An 18,470-nucleotide genomic window follows, 5' to 3' on the forward strand; every position below is an offset into this window, starting at 1 on the left:
CGCAGATCCCTTCCGGTCAGCTCATCGCCTTGCGCGGCAGGCGCAAGGCGGCATCGGGGTCCGGCAGATCGACCCCATAATTACGGTAATAGGCCGAGGCCGCATCCTGGCGCGGTTCGAAATCCCAGGGGGCCACTTTCCCCGTCACCAGGGCGGCATGAACCAAACGGCGCCGACGTTGACTTGCCAGAACCTGCTGGCGCAGCGCATCGGCATCCCAGGTTGCGGCGATCTCCGACGTCAGGCGCGCGAGTTCTTCCGCGTGCTGTGACGTCAGCGCCAGATCGTTGAGTTCGCGCGGATCGGCCGCAAGATCGAAAAGCGACACGCCGTCATCAGTTGAACAGACGATTTTCCTGTCGCCCCGGCGCAGCATGAAGGTCGGATACTGATAGCCTTCGCCCATATACTCGGCGCGCACCTCGCCCATCGGCTGGACACCGCGTGTCAGGGTCGGCCACAGGCTGCGACCGTCCTGTGCCAAACCGTCGAGCGGAACACCGGACATTTCAGCAAAGGTCGACATCAGATCGAGATGCGAGACCGGCGGTGAAACACGCCGGCCACCGAGAATGCCGGGACCGGCAACAATCAGCGGCACGCGGATGGCGCGGTCGAAGAAGGTCATCTTGTACCAGAGGCCGCGCTCGCCCAGCATGTCGCCATGATCGGACGTGACGATGACGATCGTGTCATCAAGCTTGTTCAAGGCCTGCAACGTATCGAGAAGGCGCCCCAGCAGATCGTCGCAATAAGAGATCATGCCGTAATAGGCATGACGCGCGCGCCGCACCTGGGTATCGGAAATCGGAATCTCGTCACGGTCGTAAAGCGCGTGCATGCGCCGCTCGGCCGGGCCGCGTTGTGCCGCCCGCCGGCGCGGCACGGCCGGCATGTCGATGGCCGCTTCGTCATAGAGATCCCAAAAGCGCCGCGGTGCCTGATAGGGATCGTGCGGATGCATGACCGACAAGGTCAGCATGAAAGGCCGATTGTCGCGCGCCCCCGCCTGTTCATGCAACCAGGCCCGCGCCTTGAAAGTCGCCTCCTCGTCATATTGCAGCGACAGGGAATAGTCGCAGGGGCCCGCTTCGGCCACGGATTGCAGCGTGTGATACCAGGGTTCCACCTTGCCGGGATGGTCCCAATCCGGCGTCCAGCCGAGATCCGACGGGGAAAGGTCGGTCGTCAGCCGCTCCTCATAGCCATGCAACTGGTCGGCGCCGGTAAAATCCATCTTTCCGGAGAGGCAGGTCCGGTAGCCGGCCTGCCGCAAGATGTGGAGAAAGGTGGGGACGCTGCTCGGCAGTTCGCTCGCATTGTCGAAAGCGCCGATCCGCGACGGCAACAGGCCGGTCAGCATGCCGAAGCGCGAGGGCGAGCAAAGCGGCGCCGCGCAATAGGCATTTTCGAACAACGTCCCCCTCGCCGCGAGACGATCGAAATTCGGCGTCTTGACCAGCGGATGACCGTATGCCGCCAGCGAAAGGGCCGCCAGCTGGTCGAACATGACGAAGAGGATGTTGGGTCGGGACATCAGGAACGCAGGCGGCGATAGATGAAGAGCAACAGCAGCGAACCGATGACCGCGATGATGAAACTCTTGATGTCGAAACCGGTGACGTCACCCAGACCGAACATCGTCGCAAGCCACCCGCCAAGCATCGCACCGACGATGCCGATCACGGTGGTGATGATGAATCCGCCCGGGTCGCGGCCCGGCATGATCCATTTGGCGACGATGCCGGCAATCAACCCGAAAACGATCCAGCTCAACCATCCCATGACACTTCTCCGACATTGGCAGCGATGCCGCGGATCCTAGCCAATATTCGGACGTTTCGCCACCAGACTGCACGGAATTGACTCACTTTTCGCGTGTCGCCCGCATCACGCATGGCAGCGGTCACGCACATGTCACCCGGACGCCGGAACGATCGTGACGAATGGGCATTTTGAAGACAGTGCCACCGCAAGAAGGAGAGACGTCATGATGAAGCGATTGTTGCTCGCCGCTACCGTGACCGCCCTGCCGCTTGGCTATTCGGCGACAGCGCAAGACACCCCGACCAATCCACCGCCGGTGACGGTTCCGGCGCCGTCCGCCCAGTCAGGTACCGACCAGTCAGGTACCGATACGGGCACCGGTGCCATCGCTGAAATGCCAGCCGTCGCCCCGCCGCCGGCCGAAGCGGTGATTCCGGCCCAGCGCGCCAATGAGGTTCGCGCCGAAAGCCTGATCGGGACGACGGTCTTCAGCCCTGAAGGCGAGAAGGTCGGCACCGTGAAGGACATTCTGTTCGATACCAACGGCCAGGCGACGGGGTTGGTCCTGTCGGTTGGCGGCATCATGGGCCTCGGCGCGAAATCCGTGGGCCTCACCTGGGACGAGGTCGAGGTGCAGCCGGAACCCAAGCTGTTGCAGGTGAATTATTCGGAAGAACAGCTTGAGGCCGCGCCTTCCTTCAAGACGCAGGAAGCGCAGCAGGCAGAATCGAACACTCAGATTCCGCCGGCCGCACCGGCGCCGAGCGCGCCCTCGGCCGAATAGCGGAGGGTCTTCTATCCGATGGCAGCCCCCGGCCGTTGCCGGGGGCTTGCCTCGACGGCAAACGCGTGCAGCGTGCGCGATGGCGGGAATGAAACAGTAACGCGCGTCCCCTTGTCGGGGGCGCTGGTGACGGCGATCTGCGCGCCGTGCGCATCGACCAGCTTCTTGGTAATGGCAAGGCCCAGGCCCGTCCCGCCATAGCGGCGTGAGATCTTGGCATCGACCTGATAGAAGGGCTGAAACAGCTTCTCCAGCGAAGCCTCGGGGATGCCGATGCCGGTATCGCTGACACTGATCTCGATCCCGCCACTGTCGTTGAGCTTGGCGGAAACGGTGGCCCGGCCGCCCGCCGGCGTGAACTTCACCGCATTGGACAGCAGATTGAGCGTGATCTGCTTCAAGGCACGCTCACCACCCAGCAATGGCGGCAGGTTGGGCGCCACGTCGACAACGATGTCGACATGGCCGTCGATAGCCTTGCGCTCGACGAGTCGATGCGCAATCGAGATGATCGCCGGCAAGTCGATTTCCCGCTCTTCAAGATCGATGCGGCCGGATTCCAGTTTCGCCATGTCGAGAATGTCGTTGATCAACTGCAGCAGCAGCTGCCCGCTGTCGTGGATGTCCGTTGCATAACGTCGGAAGGTGGACAAATCGTCGGTGAGGCGCTGGTCTCGGATGATCTCGGAAAAGCCCAGGATGGCATTCAAGGGCGTGCGCAATTCATGGCTCATATTGGCGAGGAATTCCGACTTTGCCCGGTTGGCAAGTTCGGCCTCGTTCTTGGCCATGATGAGATCGGCTTCAAACTGACGCTGCGCGGTGATGTCGAAGCCGATGCAGACCAAAAGTGAAATGCGACCGCGGGTATCCTTCAAGGCGACATTCGACCAACGCAAGAGACGACGCTCACCGCTTTTGGCAACCCAGTGATTTTCATTGATGATCGGATATTCGTCGGCGCGCCGGCCGCTCACGATGGCGTCGACGCGGTCGAATTCGTTTTCAGGCAGGATGTGCCGCCATGTCTGCGGCTGCAGCAACTCAGCGGCCGTAAAGCCGGACAGGCGCTCCGCCCCCTTGTTTGCCCTGAGCAAGCGCCCGGCGGGATCGTAGACAGTGATGGCGGCATCGACGGAATTGAGGATCAGCGAGACGAAGGCCTCTTCGTACACAGGGCCGGGTCGGCGCGTCCACAAATAGGTCGTGAGAAGCAGGATGTTGCCGACCAGCACCAGGCCAATCAGGATCGCCAGCATCTGAGCGCCGACGGTCTCAACCACGACCAAGCCGCCAGCGACAGCAAGGCCGCCCAGATTCAATACCAGCGCGACGGTCGCGCCGAGGTTACGCTGCAGCCTTATCCGGTCCCATCCGGCATTTGAAGATTGCGTCACGCCGTTCGTCGTCCGCCATTGCCCCAAGACACCCACGACGCCAGTCGCGGGCGGTTGCGGCCCAGTCTCGAACGAAGGGGTTAATAAACCCTTCACAAATGAGGGTGTTTAGGAATTTACACCAGATATCGCCGGGGTGAGCCCTGGCCTCACTTGTGATGCGCGGTCTGCAGAAACCCGCGCAGGCGCTCGGACCGGGGATTGGCAAACACCTCGCGTGGATTGCCCTCTTCTTCGATCCGCCCCTGATGCAGGAAGATCACCTTGTTGGCGACCTCACGGGCAAAGCCCATCTCGTGCGTCACGACCAGCATGGTCCGGCCTTCTTCGGCCAATTGGCGCATGACGCGCAAAACTTCGCCCACCAGTTCGGGATCGAGTGCCGAGGTCGGCTCATCGAACAACATGACCTTCGGTTCCATGGCAAGCGCCCGCGCAATCGCCGCGCGCTGCTGCTGGCCGCCGGAAAGGTGGCTCGGATAATGGTTGCGCTTGTCGGCAATGCCGACTTTGGCCAGGAGTTTCTCGGCGCGCTCGATCGCTTCCTTCTTCGGCACCTTGAGCACGTGAACCGGCGCTTCGATGACATTCTCGAGGATGGTCATATGCGACCACAGATTGAAACTCTGGAACACCATGCCGAGGCTGGCGCGGATGCGGTCGACCTGTTTCCAATCCTCGGGAGTCGCGTGGCCGTTCTTGAGTGGCCGCATGCGGATAAGTTCGCCGCTGACCGTGACCTTGCCGGAATCGGGAACCTCCAGCAGGTTGATACAGCGCAGCAACGTGCTCTTGCCGGAGCCGGACGAACCAATCATCGCGATCACGTCACCGGTATGGGCGGCGACGGAAACACCCTTCAATACCTCAAGTTCGCCGAATCGCTTGTGCAGGTCTTCGACTTCGAGCGCGAGCTGCGCCATGTAATCCCCCTTGCCTGACCCTGGTCGGGGCCGCCGGACTTTTACGCAGCAGCGTTACCCCATACTCTCCGGGAGTTAACCCCACTTTTCGCCTCCGCGCCAAGCAAAAATCCAACCCAGCGCGCGGATTTGACTAACTTCACCGGCTTCGCCAAAGTCTCGGCAGGCAGCCCAGACGGCAACTCAATCGGGAAAAAGGCAGAATGGCATTGGTCAGGAAAAACATGCTTCGGCGACCGGCACGACATCTGTTGTTGCTGGTCCTGGTGACGGCCGGTTTCGCAGCCCCCCTTCTTGTGCCCAGCCAAATGGCACAAGCCCTCGAAAACGAGGTCGAATGTTCGTCTCTGCGCCTGCAAATGCAGGGGGAGGATTATGATCTGATATGCTCTGCCGACAACGTCTCCGATGTCAGCTACGAAACGCTGGAAGCGAACGCGGCCGACGGCAGCCATTTCCTGGTCGTCAACGACGCCCGGACAAACTTCCAGTACATTTTCGAGTCTCGGGGCCTGCGCCAGTCGCTGACCAGCATTTACAGCGATCTCGATGTCAGCAACTGGACGAGCGGCAAGGGGGAGCAAGGGCTGACCACGTCCGAGTTCGACAGCGATTACAAGACCGTGCGCTCGGCCTGTGTCGGCTTCCAGAAATACACGTCCCGCGACCAATGGGGCGGTTGGCGCAGGCACATCATCGGCTTCGGCTGCAGCCGGACCGGCAACCGCCAGCAGGTCTATGACGCGCTGTCACGCATCAAATTCCCCCACTGACGGGCTCCTGCGCTTCCACCAAGCCCCGCATTCCTGCTAGATTGGCGACATGTCCGATATCGACAACCAACGCGCCATCGTCGACCGCAGGGCGCTCATGGGCGATCTTGCCCGCCTTGCTGATGGTGCAGCCGATCCTGCCGGAACAGGCACCGAAGTCACCGAGATACTGAAGCGCCATTTGGTCGCGGGCCGCGATGAGATTCAGCGGCGTTTTCTCAGCAACAGCCGCGGAGCCCAGGCCGGCCTCACCAGCGCCCATGAAGCGGCCTTCCTCGTCGACCAGTTGCTGCGCTGCCTCTATGACTATACGACGCTCACCGCCTTCCCCCTTGGCAATCCGACCATCGCCGAGCGCCTGACCCTCATCGCCGTGGGTGGCTATGGCCGGGGCGAGCTTGCGCCCTATTCCGACATCGATCTCCTCTTCCTGCTGCCCTACAAGATGTCGCCCTATTGCGAGCAGGTGGTCGAGTTCATGCTCTATCGCCTGTGGGATCTGGGTCTCAAGGTCGGCCAGGCCACGCGATCGGTCGAGGAGTGCATGCGCCAGGCGGAAGCCGACCTCACCATCCGCACCAATCTTCTTGAGGCGCGCTATATCTGGGGCGACCGCGACCTCTATGACGCGTTCAAGAAGCAGTTCCGCAAGCAGGTGCTGAAGGGTCACGGCGAAGCCTTCTATCAGGCCAAACTTGCCGAACGGAATGCACGACATCAGCGCCACGGCGGGTCGCGCTATACGCTCGAACCCAACATCAAGGAAGGCAAAGGCGGGCTGCGCGATTTGCAAACCCTGCTGTGGCTGGCCCGCTTTGTCTGCAGCGCCGACACGATGCAGGAGCTCGTCGAGCAAGGACTGCTGACACCGCCCGAGCGCGCCATGTACGACAAGGCGCTCAACTTCTTTTGGACATTGCGCTGTCATCTTCACTATCTCACCGGCCGCGGCGAGGAGCGGCTCACCTTCGACCTGCAGCCGGAGATTGCCAAGCGACTTGGCTATACCGATCACGCCGGGACGAAGGGCGTCGAACGTCTGATGAAACACTACTTCCTGATCGCCAAATCGGTCGGCGGTCTCACCCGTTATGTTTGCGCGGGTATCGAGGCGCGCCTCATCAAGAAGCCGATGCTGCGCCTGCCGGCGCTTGGCATCCTGAAGAAAGAACTGGGCGGATTCCCGATCGAAGGCGGTCGCCTCAGCATCCCCAAGGGAAACCATTTCGCCCAGCATCCGATCGATTTGCTGCGGATCTTCTCCGTCGCCCAGAAGAATGATGTCGAAATCCATCCGACGGCGATGACTGCCATGTCGCACGCACTGCGACAAGTCGACCGGCTACGCGAGGATCCGGCCGCCAACACCCTGTTTCTGGAGATGCTCACTTCCGAGAAGGGGCCGGAGCTGACGCTGCGGCGACTCAGCGAAGTCGGCATTCTCGGCAGGTTCCTGCCCGATTTCGGCCGTGTCGTCGCCCAGATGCAGTACGACATGTATCACAGCTTCACCGTCGACGAGCACACCCTCTTTGCCATCGGCATCCTGTGGCGGATCGAGCATGGCGAATTGAAGGACGAAGCGCCGATCGCCAGCCAAGTCGTCAAGGAAGTGCTGTCGCGCCGTGTGCTCTATCTTGCCGTCCTTCTCCACGACATTGCCAAGGGCCGCGCCGGGGATCATTCGTTGCTGGGCGGCGACGTGGCGGAAAAGCTGTGCCCGCGCCTTGGTCTCAGTGCCGAGGAAACGGAACAGGTAGCCTGGCTCGTCCGCTATCACCTGCTGATGAGCAACACCGCCTTCCGCCGCGACATCGACGATCCGAAGACGATTGCCGATTTTGTCGACCTGGTGCAGTCACCGGAGCGCTTGCGCCTGCTGCTGGTCCTGACCGTGGCCGACATCCGTGCCGTCGGTCCCAAGACGTGGAATGGGTGGAAAGCGCAGCTCCTGCGCGAGCTCTACACGCGCGCCCAAAACCATATGATGGGCGGACTCAACACGGCCGAGGAAGATCGGGCCACCTCCGTCATCGGCCTGCTGAAGAAAGAGCTGCCGGATTGGTCCGCAGAGGATATCGAAGCCCATGCGGCGCGGGGGCACTCAGCCTACTGGCTGGCCTTCCCCCCGGCCGCACTCGGACGGCATGCCCGACTGATCCGGGCTTCGGAAAGCGACCAGCGGCCGCTCTCGGTCGAATTCAACGTCGATCGCTGGCGCTCGATGACCGAGGTGACAATCTATACGGCCGACCGACAGGGCCTCTTCTCGCAGCTCGCCGGCGCGATGGCACTCTGCGGCGCCAACATCGTCGATGCCCGCATCGTGACGCTGCGCAACGGCAAGGCGCTCGACACGTTCTTCGTGCAGGATGGTGAAGCTGGGCCATTCGATCGACCGGCGCGCCTGGCGAAGCTGACAGCGACCATCACCCGCGTGCTGGAGGCGCCGGAATCGACCCTGGCCCAGCTCAATGATCTGCCACCGCTGGTCAATCCGGCAGCACGGACCTTTCCCGTCATCCCCCGCGTTCTCATCGACAACAAGGCGAGCGCCACGCATACGGTGGTCGAGGTCAACGGGCGCGATCGGCGCGGCCTCCTCTATTATCTCACGGCAACGCTGACCAAGCTCAATCTGCAGATCTCATCGGCCAAGGTTTCGACCTTCGGCCACCGTGCCGTCGACGTCTTCTACGTCAAGGACCAGTTCGGCCTGAAGGTCGAAAGCGAGGCGCGATTGAAAGCCTTGCATAGCACGATGATGGCGGTCCTTGCCGAAGCAGAGCCGGATGAGGCGCTGCAATCGACGGCCGTCACCGTCGATTCCTGGCCGCCCGTCGCGCCTTCCAGCGCTGCCCAGTAAAGTTCATTCGTTCCTGAGATAGGGAGCCGCGCGCGCACTCAAAGCTCGCCAGGACCCGGCGAAGCCGATGCCGATGGCAAGGACGAGGCTAATCGCTACAATCGCGAGGATGAGCGGCAGGTCGAAGGACCAGCTGCTTTCCATGACGCGCGTCAGGAAGAGGAACGCGCCGGCGCTGCCGATGATAAGGGCGAACAAGGCCGCCAGGCCGGCCAGCACCGCAAATTCGGTCAAGTAGCCTAGCGCCACGTCGCGCCGCGTCCCACCCAGCATCTTGAGCAGGACGGCCTCGTAGATGCGCCGCTGCTGACCGGTCGCCATGGCACCCGCCAGAACCAGGGCACCGACGACAAGGGCGATGCCAGCTGCCGCGCGCACGGCCCAGCCGACTGCCTCGAGGATACGCGTCGCCGTCGAAATGGCATCCTTCACGCGGATCGCCGAGACGTTCGGGTAGTGCGACGCCAATTGCTGGACCAAGGCCCCTTCGCGGTCCGCATCGACCCGGACCGTGGCGATATGGGTCTGCGGCGCACCTGAAATCATCCCCGGCGAAAACACCATGACGAAGTTGATATCGAGGCGCGACCAGTCGATCTCCCGGAGGCTGGCGATTTTACCGGTGATTTCGCGCCCCAGGATATTGACGGTCAACTGATCGCCGATGGTAAGACCCAGACCCCGCGCCGTCTCAGCGTCCAGCGAGATGAGCGGATCGCCCTGATAGTCCGCCGGCCACCATTCACCAGCGACGATCTTGGCACCCGGCGGCGGGGTTGCCGACCAGGTGATTCCGCGATCGCCGCGCAGGACCCAGGCGATATCCGCCGGCGCGTCGACCTTTTCGGACGGGACGCCCTTTATCTGCGAAATGCGCCCACGCAGCATCGGCACATGTTCAAAACCGGTCGCGGTCGGATAGCTGCCGACTTCCTGGCCAAACGCATCGAGCTGGTTGGGTTGGATATCGATGAAATAGAAACTCGGCGCCTGGGCCGGCAGTGTTTCGGCGATATCCCGCGCGAGACCGCGTTGGATGAGACCGACCGCGACCAGAATGGTGAGGCCTAACCCAAGCGAAATGATGATGCCGGCTGCCGGTGCCTGCGGCCTCACCATCGCCCCCAAGGCGAACCGCACGGGTTGCGGCCAGGCCCTGCTCTGGGCCCGGATGCGCAAGCGTGCGGCGCCCCGTCGAATGCCGATGGCAAGGAGCCGGAACAAGGCCAGGGCGATGAGGGATGCCAGAATGAACCAGACACCGAGCAGGCGGTCTTCGCTGCCCAGGAGGACCAGGCCGGCGAGAACGACACCACTCAGTGCCAGGACGATCGCATCCGTCCGCTTGACGGCGCCGAGTTCCAAGGTCAATGCGCGAAAGAGCTGCGCCGGGCGCACGCGCTGTGCCCGCAACAGCGGCAACAACGAAAAGCAGGCCGAGGTCAGCAATCCCACCGCCGCAGCAAACAGCAAGGGCGCGGCGTAGATGCCGGGCAGAATGCGCAGCCCATAGGTACTGAGGATCGATTGCGCCGCGTAAGGCAGGGCGACACCGATGACCAGACCGCATGCGAGACCCGCCGCCGTCATCGCCAGGATCTGCAAGCCATAAATACCAAACAGCAATCGTGATGTTGCACCCAGGCAGCGCAGGATAGCGAGCGACTGGGCGCGACTCTCCAGATAGGCGCGGACCGCATTGGCGATACCGATGCCGCCGATCAACAGGGCGGCAAAGCCGACGACATTGAGAAACTGGGCCGTTCGATCGAGAAACCGTGTTGCGCCGGAAGCGGCATCACTGAGGTCACGGATACGCCACCCGGCCTTGGGCAAATCGGTGCGCAAAGCGTCAAGATACGCAGCCCCATCCAGACCCGGCCGGTAGGCGACGCGGTAGAGGTGATAGACCAGGGCGCCGGGCTGCAGGAGGCCGGACTGGGCTAAGGCCTCCGGCGACACCAGCAGTCGTGGTCCGAGCGAAAAGCCGCGCAAGCCTCGGTCCGGCTCGAACTGCAGCAGCGCCGCCACCCGATAGTGCGCCTCACCCATCACCAATTGGTCGCCGACCTTCAGTCCAAGCCTGTCGGCCAGGGCCGTTTCGATGACGGCCCCATAGAGACCGTCACTTCCCTTGGCAAGCGCCCCACCGAGATCCATGATCGGAGAGAGCTCGACCGCACCGTAGAGCGGATAGAGACTGTCGACAGCTTTGACTTCGGCCAGGGTCGGCGTCGCCGTGCCGGAACCCGGCTTGACCATCGCCCGCATCTCCATCGCATGCGAGACGGTACCACCGGCTTTCAGCGCCGCGCGTTCCTTTTCGTCGGCTTCGCGATAGGCCAGTCTGAATTCGGCATCACCGCCGAGGATGGCCCGCGCGTCATTGGCAAAGCCCGCTTCGATCGCGGCCGAGAGCGACCCGACACCGGCAATGATGCCGACACCCAATGCCAGCGCCGCGATGACGATGGCGAAGCGACGCAGCCCACCGCGCAGTTCGCGGCGCGCGAAACGGAATGCCAACCCCAAATCCTGCATGTTCATGCCGCCAGGCGCTCGTCACTGATGATGCGGCCGTCAGCCATGCGCAAGGTGCGGTCGCATCGCCGGGCCAAGGCTGGATCATGCGTTATGAGTAGCAGGGTCGCCCCCACCTGCTCACGCAAGCGAAACAGAAGCTCAATGATGCGACTGCCGGTTTCGATATCGAGATTGCCGGTCGGTTCGTCCGCCAGCAGCAGCTTCGGCCGTGGCGCAATCGCCCGGGCCAATGCCACGCGCTGTTGCTCGCCACCGGAAAGCTGGGAAGGATAGTGGGACAGTCGATGGCCGAGGCCAACCTCCGCCAGGGCAGCTTCTGCTAGGTCGAACGGATTGGCCGTACCTGCCAGTTCCAACGGTACGGCGACATTCTCCAATGCCGTCATCGTCGGAATGAGATGAAAGGACTGGAAGACAATGCCGACATGGCGGCGGCGGAACAGCGCCAAAGCGTCTTCGCTCATGCCTGAAATTTGGGCATCGGCGATCCGGATTTGCCCCGACGTGGCGCTTTCCAGCCCGGCCAGAAGCAACATAAGACTGGTCTTGCCGGAACCAGACGGACCGACCAGGCCGACAGTCTCTCCAGCGGTGACCTTGAGATCGATACCGTTAAGGATATTGACCTCACCGGCAGCACTTCCCAGTTTAAGAGCGACTTGCGATAATTCGATCATGCCTCGTTCCGGATATCCAATGCACAGACGCCTGCTGGCAACTCTCGGCCTATTCGCCCTTCTTTTCGCAACCGATTTGGGCAAAGCGATGGCGGCCCCCGTGCGAATTCTGGCCTTTGGAGACAGTCTGACGGCGGGCTACGGATTGCCTGAAAATGACGGTTTTGTCCCCCAACTGCAGCAAGCCCTGCAACAGATGGGGCGCGACGTCACTGTAATCAATGGCGGACTTTCCGGCGACACCACGGCGGGCGGCCTTTCGCGCCTGGACTGGATGCTGGGCGACAAGCCGGACCTGGTCATCGTCGAACTCGGCGCCAACGACATGCTGCGCGGTCTCGACCCAGGCCAGGCTAAGGCAAATCTGGACAGCATCATCCAGCGCATCAAGGCGTCGGGGGCGAAAGTACTGTTGGCCGGCATGCTCTCCGGCCGGAACATGGGGGCCGATTACCAGTCCAAGTTCGATGCGATCTACCCTTCCCTTGCCCAGGAACATGAGGTGGCGCTCTATCCTTTCTTTCTTGATGGCGTCGCCGCACGGCCGGAACTCAACCAACAGGACGGATTGCACCCGACCAAGGAAGGCGTCGCCGTGATCGTTGGAAAAATCCTCCCCTTCCTTACCCGTGTCCTGGATGCGCCGGCGACATGAACGGCCGCTTTGCCAGCGCGCATGCCAGCGGTTCGCACTGGGCTGATATCACCCGCCAGTGCCTTTCTGAACTCGGTCCGGTAACTGCCGAGAATGCACTTGGCTTTGTCTATGTGACGGATCATCTGGCCAACGATCTTTCGGCCATCGTCGATCAGTTGCGGCTGGCAACCGGGATCGAAGCTTGGATCGGCACGGTCGGGATCGCGATCACGGGCCGCGACGCCACCGGTCGTACCGCGGAATATATCGACGAGCCGGCTATCAGCCTGATGATCGGGTCATTTCCCGAAGACGGTTTCCGACTGTTGGAACCGGAACCGGGCGGTGTCGGCAGCCGGTTGCGCGCTCATGAAACCTGGTCCAAGGCACGGCAACCCAGTACGGCAATCGTCCACGGCGACCCGCGCAATCCACAAATGCAGGCCTTTATGCAGCGCCTGCGGCGCGACGGCGACCTGTTTCTGATCGGTGGTCTCAGTTCTTCGCGTGGCAACCTGCCCCAGGTGGCTGGCCGGGTGGGCGAAGACGGCCTCTCCGGCGTGCTCCTGGCCGGCGACGTGATGCTTGCCACCGGCCTCAGCCAAGGCTGCTCACCCATCGGGCCACTGCATCGGATCACCCGCGCCCAGGACAATATCGTCATGGAAATTGACGATCGACCGGCGCTCGATGTCTTCCGGGAGGAAATCGGCGAGGTGCTGGCCCGCGATCTGCGCAAGGTCGCCGGGTTCATCTTCGCCGCCCTGCCCATTGCCGGTTCGGATACCGGCGACTATCTGGTTCGCAACCTGATCGGCATCGATCCGAACCAGGGCTGGCTGGTCATTGCGGCGGACGTTGCCGAGGGTGATGGGATCCTGTTCACGCGCCGTGACCGGAATGCGGCCATCGCCGACATGGAGCGCATGTTGGAAAAGCTGAAGCAACGGATCGACCGGCCGATCCGCGGCGGTCTCTATGTCTCCTGCATTGCGCGGGGCCCTGGTCTATTTGGCCAAGACGCCGCCGAGACGAACCTGATCACCAAACATCTTGGCGAATTCCCGTTGACCGGCTTCTTCGCCAATGGCGAGATCAGCCATGATCGCATCTACGCCTATACTGGCGTGCTTACCTTGTTCTTGTGACCGGATTTCGCGGGGGAAAGATGGAATATCGTCGATTGGGACGCAGCGACATAAAGGTCAGCGTCATTTGTCTCGGCACCATGACGTGGGGCGAGCAGAATACCGAAGCGGAAGGCCATCAGCAGATGGATTACGCGCTCGATCACGGCGTCAATTTCTGGGACACGGCGGAAATGTATGCCGTGCCGCCGCGGCAGGAGACCTATGGCGCCACGGAGACGATAATCGGCACCTGGCTTAAATCCCGCGGTAAGCGCGACAAGATCATTCTCGCCAGCAAGATTGCCGGCCCGGACAAGCGCCTGACCTATCTGCGCGATGGCAAGCTGCCCTATGACGCAAAGAACATTCGCGCCGCCGTGGATGCCAGCCTGAAGCGCCTGCAGACCGACTATATCGATCTCTACCAGCTGCATTGGTCGGAGCGATCGACCAACGGCGCCGCCCGCCTTGGCTACCAGCATCACGCCGACGAAACCTTCACGCCCTTTGCCGAGACATTGGAAGCGCTGCAGGAACAGATCAAGGCAGGCAAGATCCGCATGATCGGCCTGTCGAATGAATCGGCCTGGGGCGCCATGCGCTGGCTGACTGAGGCGGAACGCTTGGGTCTCCCGCGGATGCAGTCGATCCAGAATGCCTACTCCCTGCTCAACCGCAGCTTCGAGGTGGGCCTTGCCGAAGTCGCCATGCGGGAGGATTGCGGCCTGCTCGCTTATTCGCCGATGGGGATGGGGATCCTCTCCGGCAAGTATATCGGCGGCGCCGCACCGGAAAGTGCGCGCCTCAATCGCTACCACCAGTTCCAACGCTATCGCGGACCGATCACCGAGGCGGCGGTCGAGAAGTATGTCGGCATCGCGCGACGGCACGGCCTCGACCCGGCCCAAATGTCGCTCGCCTTCGTGAATTCGCGGCCGTTTCTGACGGCCAACATTATCGGCGCCACAAACATGGCGCAGCTCGCCAGCAATATCGCCAGCATCGACATCAAGCTGTCACCGGAAATCCTTAACGAAATTGACCAAGTCAACCGGGAGCACACCTATCCGTGCCCCTGAATTTGCCGGTTTGGGGTTGGGATATCGTGGTACAATGCAGGGCGGTTCGATTCGGCCGGTTTTTCTCGGCAGGTGAGTGATGCGCCTATTCGTGGCCATTTCGCTGCCCGATCAGGTGCGCTGGCAGCTGCGCCTGCTTTGCGGTGGATTGCCGACGACCAAATGGGTCCCGCCGGAGAATTTCCATATAACCTTGCGCTTCCTGGGCGAGCTCGACGGGCGCGAGATTGATTATGTCGATGCGGCCTTGGCCGGCATACGGGCGCCCACCTTCAGCCTGCAACTCGCCGAGGTCGGCCATTTCGCGAGCGGCGGCCGTGTCAAATCCGTCTGGGCCGGTGTCGCCAAGGAACCGGCGCTGATGCACTTGCAGGACAAGGTCGAATCCGCCGTGGTGCGTGCTGGGCTGGAGCCGGACGGGCAGAACTACAAGCCCCATGTCACACTGGCGCGCCCGAAGGACCCACCGCCGCACAAGCTGCAGCAATATCTTGCCATGCATAACCTCTTCCGCTCGGAGAGCTTCGAGGTGACGCATTTCACGCTGTTCTCAAGCCATCTTGGCGGCGAGACGCCGATCTATCACGCCGAGCGTTCTTACGATCTCTCACCCAGCATCATGCGGTACGCGGCGCAGCGCTGACCTTTACTCCGCCGCCTCCACATGGCCGCGGTCGGCCCATTTCGTCACCAGCAGCGACAGAATGCCGAGGATGGCAAAGCCAATGGCCAGTGGCAGGATGGTGCCCTGATAGGCGTGCCCGATGACAGCGCCGCAGCCGACGGATATGAAGGTGGTCATGGCGCCAATCACGGCGGCGCCCACACCGGCGATGTGGCCCAGCGGCGCCATCGCCATCGCGTTGAAATTCCCGAACAGCAGGCCGATGAGAAAGAATGCGCCCATCATATAGCCCATGAACATTAAGAACGGCGGCTGGCCGTCCACGGCCAGGGCGTAGGCAGCGAAGACGACCGACAGCAATGTGTGGGCGATGAGTGCGCGGTGCGACAGCTTGCGCATGCCGAAACGCATGACAAGCTTGGCGTTCGTCAAAGATGCCGCACCAAAGGTGATGGCAAGCGTACCGAAGCAGAGCGGGAAGAGCTTTCCCATCCCATACATTTCCTGAAAGATCTGCTGTGCCGAGGCGAGATAGCCGATGAAGGCACCAAAGACCAAGCCGGTCGCTGTCATGTAGCCGAGAGCCGCGCGCGTGCGGAACGTCTCCAGCATCGCACGAAGGACGCGCGCAAACGAGAGCTCCCGACGGCGTTCGAGCGGCAGCGTTTCCTCCTGGCGCAGGGCGAACCAGATCGAGGTGAGGATGCCCAAGACCAGCAGCATCCAGAAGATGGCGCGCCAGTGCGCAACCAGCAGGATGCCCTGACCGATGCTGGGCGCCAGCACAGGAACCAGGATGAAGACCGACGTCACCAGCGACATGATGCGCGCCATGGCGCGCCCCTCATAGCGGTCGCGCACCATCGCCACCACCACGGTTCGGGGACCGGCGGCACCGAACCCTTGCAGGAAACGCCCGACCAGCATGGTGGCGAAATCCTGCGACAGGATGGCAAGAATGCTGCCCGCGATGAAGATCAGGAAACCGACATAGATGGACGGCTTGCGGCCGACGCTGTCGGAGACCGGACCGTAAAGGATCTGAGCGATGCCAAAGCCCGCAAAGAGCACGGTGATGACCATCTGCCGGTCGTTCGGGTTCGCGACACCGAGATCCGATGCGATCTCCGACAAGGCGGGCAGCATGGAATCAATCGACAGCGCCACCAGTGAAATGGTCAGCGCCAGCAGTACGATGAACTCGACGCGTACCCGTGCGGCTTCCGCCACATGCGCATGCTGGTTGGTTTCGGGCGACATATTGAAATCCATCTGCAAAACAATTCGGGCCGCCGAGCTGGTCGGCGGCCCGCACTGCGAATGATGGAATGTCTATAGCCCGACTGGCGGCAAAGGCAGAAGCCCCGCCGGCCGAATAGGGGGTATGCGGGGGAAGCGCGCTAGGGCCTGACCCGGTGCATTTTATAGATCATGTTGTCGAGGGCGAAGACGGCAACATCCTCATCTATCATGTCGAAATCCATGCCGATATCCGCATCGCCGGCGATGCAGCTCATGCTCATTTGCAGGATTTCGCCGCCCTTGAAGCCGAGTTCCTGCGCCTGCTTTGCAGGGTCGGTGAGACCGCCCTGGAACAGATATTCCGGCGGAACCTTGGCGATTTCGTATTTGGCCTTGTCGCAGTTCAGGAAATCCGGGCCTTGTACCGAATCCGCCATGAACGTGATGCGGCCACGGGCGATGGCTTCGTTGAGATAGGGCTTATCGCTGGAATTGGCGCCAACCCAGGGCGCCGGCACTACGTCGACGACGTCCCATGTGCCGGCGAAAGCTTCCTGCGCCTGGGCCGGACGCATCTGCCAGACGACAATCGTGCCAACGGCCGCAACCGCGCAGCATGTCGCGGCGATGGCCAAATGAATTCGGTTCATGTCTCCGTCTCCCATCGGCACATCCGCCGACGCTTCGTCTTTCGTCCCCGTCCGACTGTCTATCGGGCGCAAGCGCCCTCCGCAACGACACAAGCTGTGCGCGTCGTCACGCAGGGATCACTTTTCGGGGAGCATCAGCGCGATGGGCGTACCGAGCGAAGATCCGGCAGGAAGATTGCGAGCAGACCGAGGGCCGGCAGGAAAGCGCAGACCTGATAGACAAAGGTGATCGAGGTAAAATCGGCGAGTTCACCCAACACCGCCGCCCCGACACCGCCCATGCCGAAGGCGAAGCCGAAGAAGAGGCCGGCGACCATCCCGACCTTTCCCGGGATCAGCTCCTGCCCATAGACGACGATCGCCGCGAATGCCGAGGACAGGATGAGGCCGATCGGCACCGTAAGGATGATGGTCCACATCAGCCCGACATGGGGCAGGACCAGCGTGAACGGCAGGACGCCCAGGATAGACCCCCAAATGACCCTTTTTGGCCCGATCCGATCCCCGATCGGTCCCCCGAGGATTGTCCCCAGCGCCGCCGATCCAAGAAATACGAACAGGTAGACCTGGGCATCCTGTGTCGCCACGCCGAAATGGTCGATCAGGTAGAAGGTGTAGTAGCTGCTGATGCTCGCCATGTAGAAATATTTCGAAAAGAGCAGGCCCAGCAGGACCAGGATCGCGCTGATGACGGTCTTGCGCGAAAGCGGGTTGGTGACAGTTGCAGCGGGGCGCCGGGCGCGGGTCGCACGATGCGCCTTGTACCAGTGACCGACCGTGGCCAGCAGCGTCACGCCAAGGAGCGCAACCAAGGCAAACCAGGCGACGCTCGATTGGCCATGCGGCGCGATTGCATAGGCCGCCACCAGCGGCCCCACGGCAGACCCGACATTGCCGCCGACCTGGAACAGCGACTGGGCAAAGCCATGCCGCCCGCCCGAGGCCAGCCGCGCAATGCGCGAGGATTCCGGATGGAAGATGGAGGAGCCCATGCCGACCATCGCAGCAGCTACCAGCACCATTGGATAGGAGCCGGCGAAGGCCAGCAGCAGCAGCCCGCAGAGGGTGAAACTCATGCCCACGGAGAGCGAGAAGTTCTTGGGGCTGCGGTCGGTGTACATGCCGACCAGCGGCTGCAGCAGAGAGGCCGTAATCTGGTAGGTAAGCGTAATGAGGCCGATCTGACCAAAATCCAGGGCAAAGCTTGCCTTGAGCATCGGATAAATCGCCAGGATCAGCGACTGCATCATGTCGTTCAGCATGTGGCAGAAGCTGATGGTGAGCAGCACGCGCCGTGCAGACCTCTCTTCGCGGCGATTTATATCTGCAAAATCAATATCTTGGGCGGTCGATGACATGATGCGGTCTCAAAATTC

The 18,470-nt window shown here is 62.0% G+C and carries 16 protein-coding genes; 7 read left to right on the plus strand and 9 right to left on the minus strand.

All coding sequences use genetic code 11. The features are described from left to right. Positions 1 to 16: 16 nt before the first annotated feature. Positions 17 to 1,537 carry a choline-sulfatase gene (gene betC / locus ACE3PP_RS00775; protein ID WP_374377262.1) on the minus strand — a complete coding sequence of 507 codons (1,521 nt, stop codon included), beginning with the start codon at positions 1,535 to 1,537 and terminating at the stop codon, positions 17 to 19. Continuing rightward, positions 1,537 to 1,785, minus strand: coding sequence for a GlsB/YeaQ/YmgE family stress response membrane protein (locus tag ACE3PP_RS00780; RefSeq protein WP_374377263.1), 249 nt, complete (start codon positions 1,783 to 1,785; stop codon positions 1,537 to 1,539). Before ACE3PP_RS00780 ends, betC begins: the two co-directional genes overlap by 1 nt. 205 nt (positions 1,786 to 1,990) lie before the next feature. Here ACE3PP_RS00780 and ACE3PP_RS00785 point away from each other — a divergent pair, with 205 nt between their 5' ends. Further along, a complete protein-coding gene (locus ACE3PP_RS00785) occupies positions 1,991 to 2,551 on the plus strand; it encodes a PRC-barrel domain-containing protein (protein WP_374377264.1) in 561 nt (186 codons plus the stop codon). An 11-nt stretch (positions 2,552 to 2,562) separates the two neighbouring features. On the opposite strand, the gene ACE3PP_RS00790 is transcribed toward ACE3PP_RS00785, so the two are convergent. Both ACE3PP_RS00790 and ACE3PP_RS00795 read right to left on the minus strand, forming a co-directional pair. Then, on the minus strand, positions 2,563 to 3,948 hold the full coding sequence (locus ACE3PP_RS00790; protein ID WP_374377265.1) for a sensor histidine kinase: 1,386 nt from the start codon (positions 3,946 to 3,948) through the stop codon (positions 2,563 to 2,565). A 149-nt stretch (positions 3,949 to 4,097) separates the two neighbouring features. Beyond that, on the minus strand, positions 4,098 to 4,871 hold the full coding sequence (locus tag ACE3PP_RS00795) for an ABC transporter ATP-binding protein (protein WP_374377266.1): 774 nt from the start codon (positions 4,869 to 4,871) through the stop codon (positions 4,098 to 4,100). Between the two features lie 224 nt (positions 4,872 to 5,095). Here ACE3PP_RS00795 and ACE3PP_RS00800 point away from each other — a divergent pair, with 224 nt between their 5' ends. Then, on the plus strand, positions 5,096 to 5,644 hold the full coding sequence (locus tag ACE3PP_RS00800; protein ID WP_374377267.1) for a hypothetical protein: 549 nt from the start codon (positions 5,096 to 5,098) through the stop codon (positions 5,642 to 5,644). A 49-nt stretch (positions 5,645 to 5,693) separates the two neighbouring features. Continuing rightward, positions 5,694 to 8,510, plus strand: coding sequence for a [protein-PII] uridylyltransferase (locus ACE3PP_RS00805; RefSeq protein WP_374377268.1), 2,817 nt, complete (start codon positions 5,694 to 5,696; stop codon positions 8,508 to 8,510). A 3-nt stretch (positions 8,511 to 8,513) separates the two neighbouring features. Here the strand turns inward: ACE3PP_RS00805 and ACE3PP_RS00810 are convergent, their stop codons facing one another. Both ACE3PP_RS00810 and ACE3PP_RS00815 read right to left on the minus strand, forming a co-directional pair. Next, the gene (locus ACE3PP_RS00810; protein ID WP_374377269.1) at positions 8,514 to 11,057 is read right to left on the minus strand and encodes an ABC transporter permease; all 2,544 of its coding nucleotides are present in this window, start codon (positions 11,055 to 11,057) and stop codon (positions 8,514 to 8,516) included. Next, the gene (locus ACE3PP_RS00815) at positions 11,054 to 11,731 is read right to left on the minus strand and encodes an ABC transporter ATP-binding protein (protein ID WP_374377270.1); all 678 of its coding nucleotides are present in this window, start codon (positions 11,729 to 11,731) and stop codon (positions 11,054 to 11,056) included. Before ACE3PP_RS00815 ends, ACE3PP_RS00810 begins: the two co-directional genes overlap by 4 nt. Positions 11,732 to 11,750: 19 nt before the next feature. Between ACE3PP_RS00815 and ACE3PP_RS00820 the strand changes: the two genes are divergently transcribed. The 4 genes from ACE3PP_RS00820 (at position 11,751) to thpR (ending at position 15,220) form a co-directional block, all read left to right on the plus strand. Next, a complete protein-coding gene (locus ACE3PP_RS00820) occupies positions 11,751 to 12,386 on the plus strand; it encodes an arylesterase (protein WP_374377271.1) in 636 nt (211 codons plus the stop codon). Continuing rightward, positions 12,383 to 13,516: an FIST C-terminal domain-containing protein gene (locus ACE3PP_RS00825; protein ID WP_374377272.1), complete on the plus strand. Its 1,134-nt coding sequence runs from the start codon at positions 12,383 to 12,385 to the stop codon at positions 13,514 to 13,516. The genes ACE3PP_RS00820 and ACE3PP_RS00825 overlap by 4 nt, the downstream gene beginning before the upstream one ends. Positions 13,517 to 13,536: 20 nt before the next feature. Continuing rightward, positions 13,537 to 14,577 carry an NADP(H)-dependent aldo-keto reductase gene (locus tag ACE3PP_RS00830; RefSeq protein WP_374377273.1) on the plus strand — a complete coding sequence of 347 codons (1,041 nt, stop codon included), beginning with the start codon at positions 13,537 to 13,539 and terminating at the stop codon, positions 14,575 to 14,577. Between the two features lie 79 nt (positions 14,578 to 14,656). Next, positions 14,657 to 15,220, plus strand: coding sequence for an RNA 2',3'-cyclic phosphodiesterase (thpR, locus tag ACE3PP_RS00835; RefSeq protein ID WP_374377274.1), 564 nt, complete (start codon positions 14,657 to 14,659; stop codon positions 15,218 to 15,220). A 3-nt stretch (positions 15,221 to 15,223) separates the two neighbouring features. On the opposite strand, the gene ACE3PP_RS00840 is transcribed toward thpR, so the two are convergent. The 3 genes from ACE3PP_RS00840 to ACE3PP_RS00850 all read right to left on the minus strand — a co-directional run bounded on the left by ACE3PP_RS00840 (position 15,224) and on the right by ACE3PP_RS00850 (position 18,383). Continuing rightward, a complete protein-coding gene (locus tag ACE3PP_RS00840) occupies positions 15,224 to 16,462 on the minus strand; it encodes a multidrug effflux MFS transporter (RefSeq protein WP_374377275.1) in 1,239 nt (412 codons plus the stop codon). A 140-nt stretch (positions 16,463 to 16,602) separates the two neighbouring features. Then, a complete protein-coding gene (locus ACE3PP_RS00845; RefSeq protein WP_374377276.1) occupies positions 16,603 to 17,094 on the minus strand; it encodes a hypothetical protein in 492 nt (163 codons plus the stop codon). A gap of 134 nt (positions 17,095 to 17,228) precedes the next feature. Next, positions 17,229 to 18,383 (minus strand): MFS transporter, encoded by a 1,155-nt coding sequence (locus tag ACE3PP_RS00850; protein WP_374377277.1) that lies wholly within the window; start codon positions 18,381 to 18,383, stop codon positions 17,229 to 17,231. Positions 18,384 to 18,470 lie beyond the last annotated feature (87 nt).

Origin of the sequence: Dongia sp. (assembly GCF_041910485.1) — a bacterium.
Classification (GTDB): Bacteria; Pseudomonadota; Alphaproteobacteria; order Dongiales; family Dongiaceae; genus Dongia.

Excerpts from the sequence above, each read along its gene's own strand:
- ACE3PP_RS00825 (WP_374377272.1), top strand. The coding sequence starts at position 12,383 with ATGAACGGCCGCTTTGCCAGCGCGCATGCCAGCGGTTCGCACTGGGCT.
- ACE3PP_RS00795 (WP_374377266.1), bottom strand. The coding sequence starts at position 4,871 with ATGGCGCAGCTCGCGCTCGAAGTCGAAGACCTGCACAAGCGATTCGGC.
- ACE3PP_RS00830 (WP_374377273.1), top strand. The coding sequence starts at position 13,537 with ATGGAATATCGTCGATTGGGACGCAGCGACATAAAGGTCAGCGTCATT.
- ACE3PP_RS00840 (WP_374377275.1), bottom strand. The coding sequence starts at position 16,462 with ATGTCGCCCGAAACCAACCAGCATGCGCATGTGGCGGAAGCCGCACGG.
- ACE3PP_RS00800 (WP_374377267.1), top strand. The coding sequence starts at position 5,096 with ATGCTTCGGCGACCGGCACGACATCTGTTGTTGCTGGTCCTGGTGACG.
- ACE3PP_RS00845 (WP_374377276.1), bottom strand. The coding sequence starts at position 17,094 with ATGAACCGAATTCATTTGGCCATCGCCGCGACATGCTGCGCGGTTGCG.
- ACE3PP_RS00805 (WP_374377268.1), top strand. The coding sequence starts at position 5,694 with ATGTCCGATATCGACAACCAACGCGCCATCGTCGACCGCAGGGCGCTC.
- betC (WP_374377262.1), bottom strand. The coding sequence starts at position 1,537 with ATGTCCCGACCCAACATCCTCTTCGTCATGTTCGACCAGCTGGCGGCC.
- thpR (WP_374377274.1), top strand. The coding sequence starts at position 14,657 with ATGCGCCTATTCGTGGCCATTTCGCTGCCCGATCAGGTGCGCTGGCAG.
- ACE3PP_RS00780 (WP_374377263.1), bottom strand. The coding sequence starts at position 1,785 with ATGGGATGGTTGAGCTGGATCGTTTTCGGGTTGATTGCCGGCATCGTC.
- ACE3PP_RS00820 (WP_374377271.1), top strand. The coding sequence starts at position 11,751 with ATGCACAGACGCCTGCTGGCAACTCTCGGCCTATTCGCCCTTCTTTTC.
- ACE3PP_RS00815 (WP_374377270.1), bottom strand. The coding sequence starts at position 11,731 with ATGATCGAATTATCGCAAGTCGCTCTTAAACTGGGAAGTGCTGCCGGT.
- ACE3PP_RS00785 (WP_374377264.1), top strand. The coding sequence starts at position 1,991 with ATGATGAAGCGATTGTTGCTCGCCGCTACCGTGACCGCCCTGCCGCTT.
- ACE3PP_RS00810 (WP_374377269.1), bottom strand. The coding sequence starts at position 11,057 with ATGAACATGCAGGATTTGGGGTTGGCATTCCGTTTCGCGCGCCGCGAA.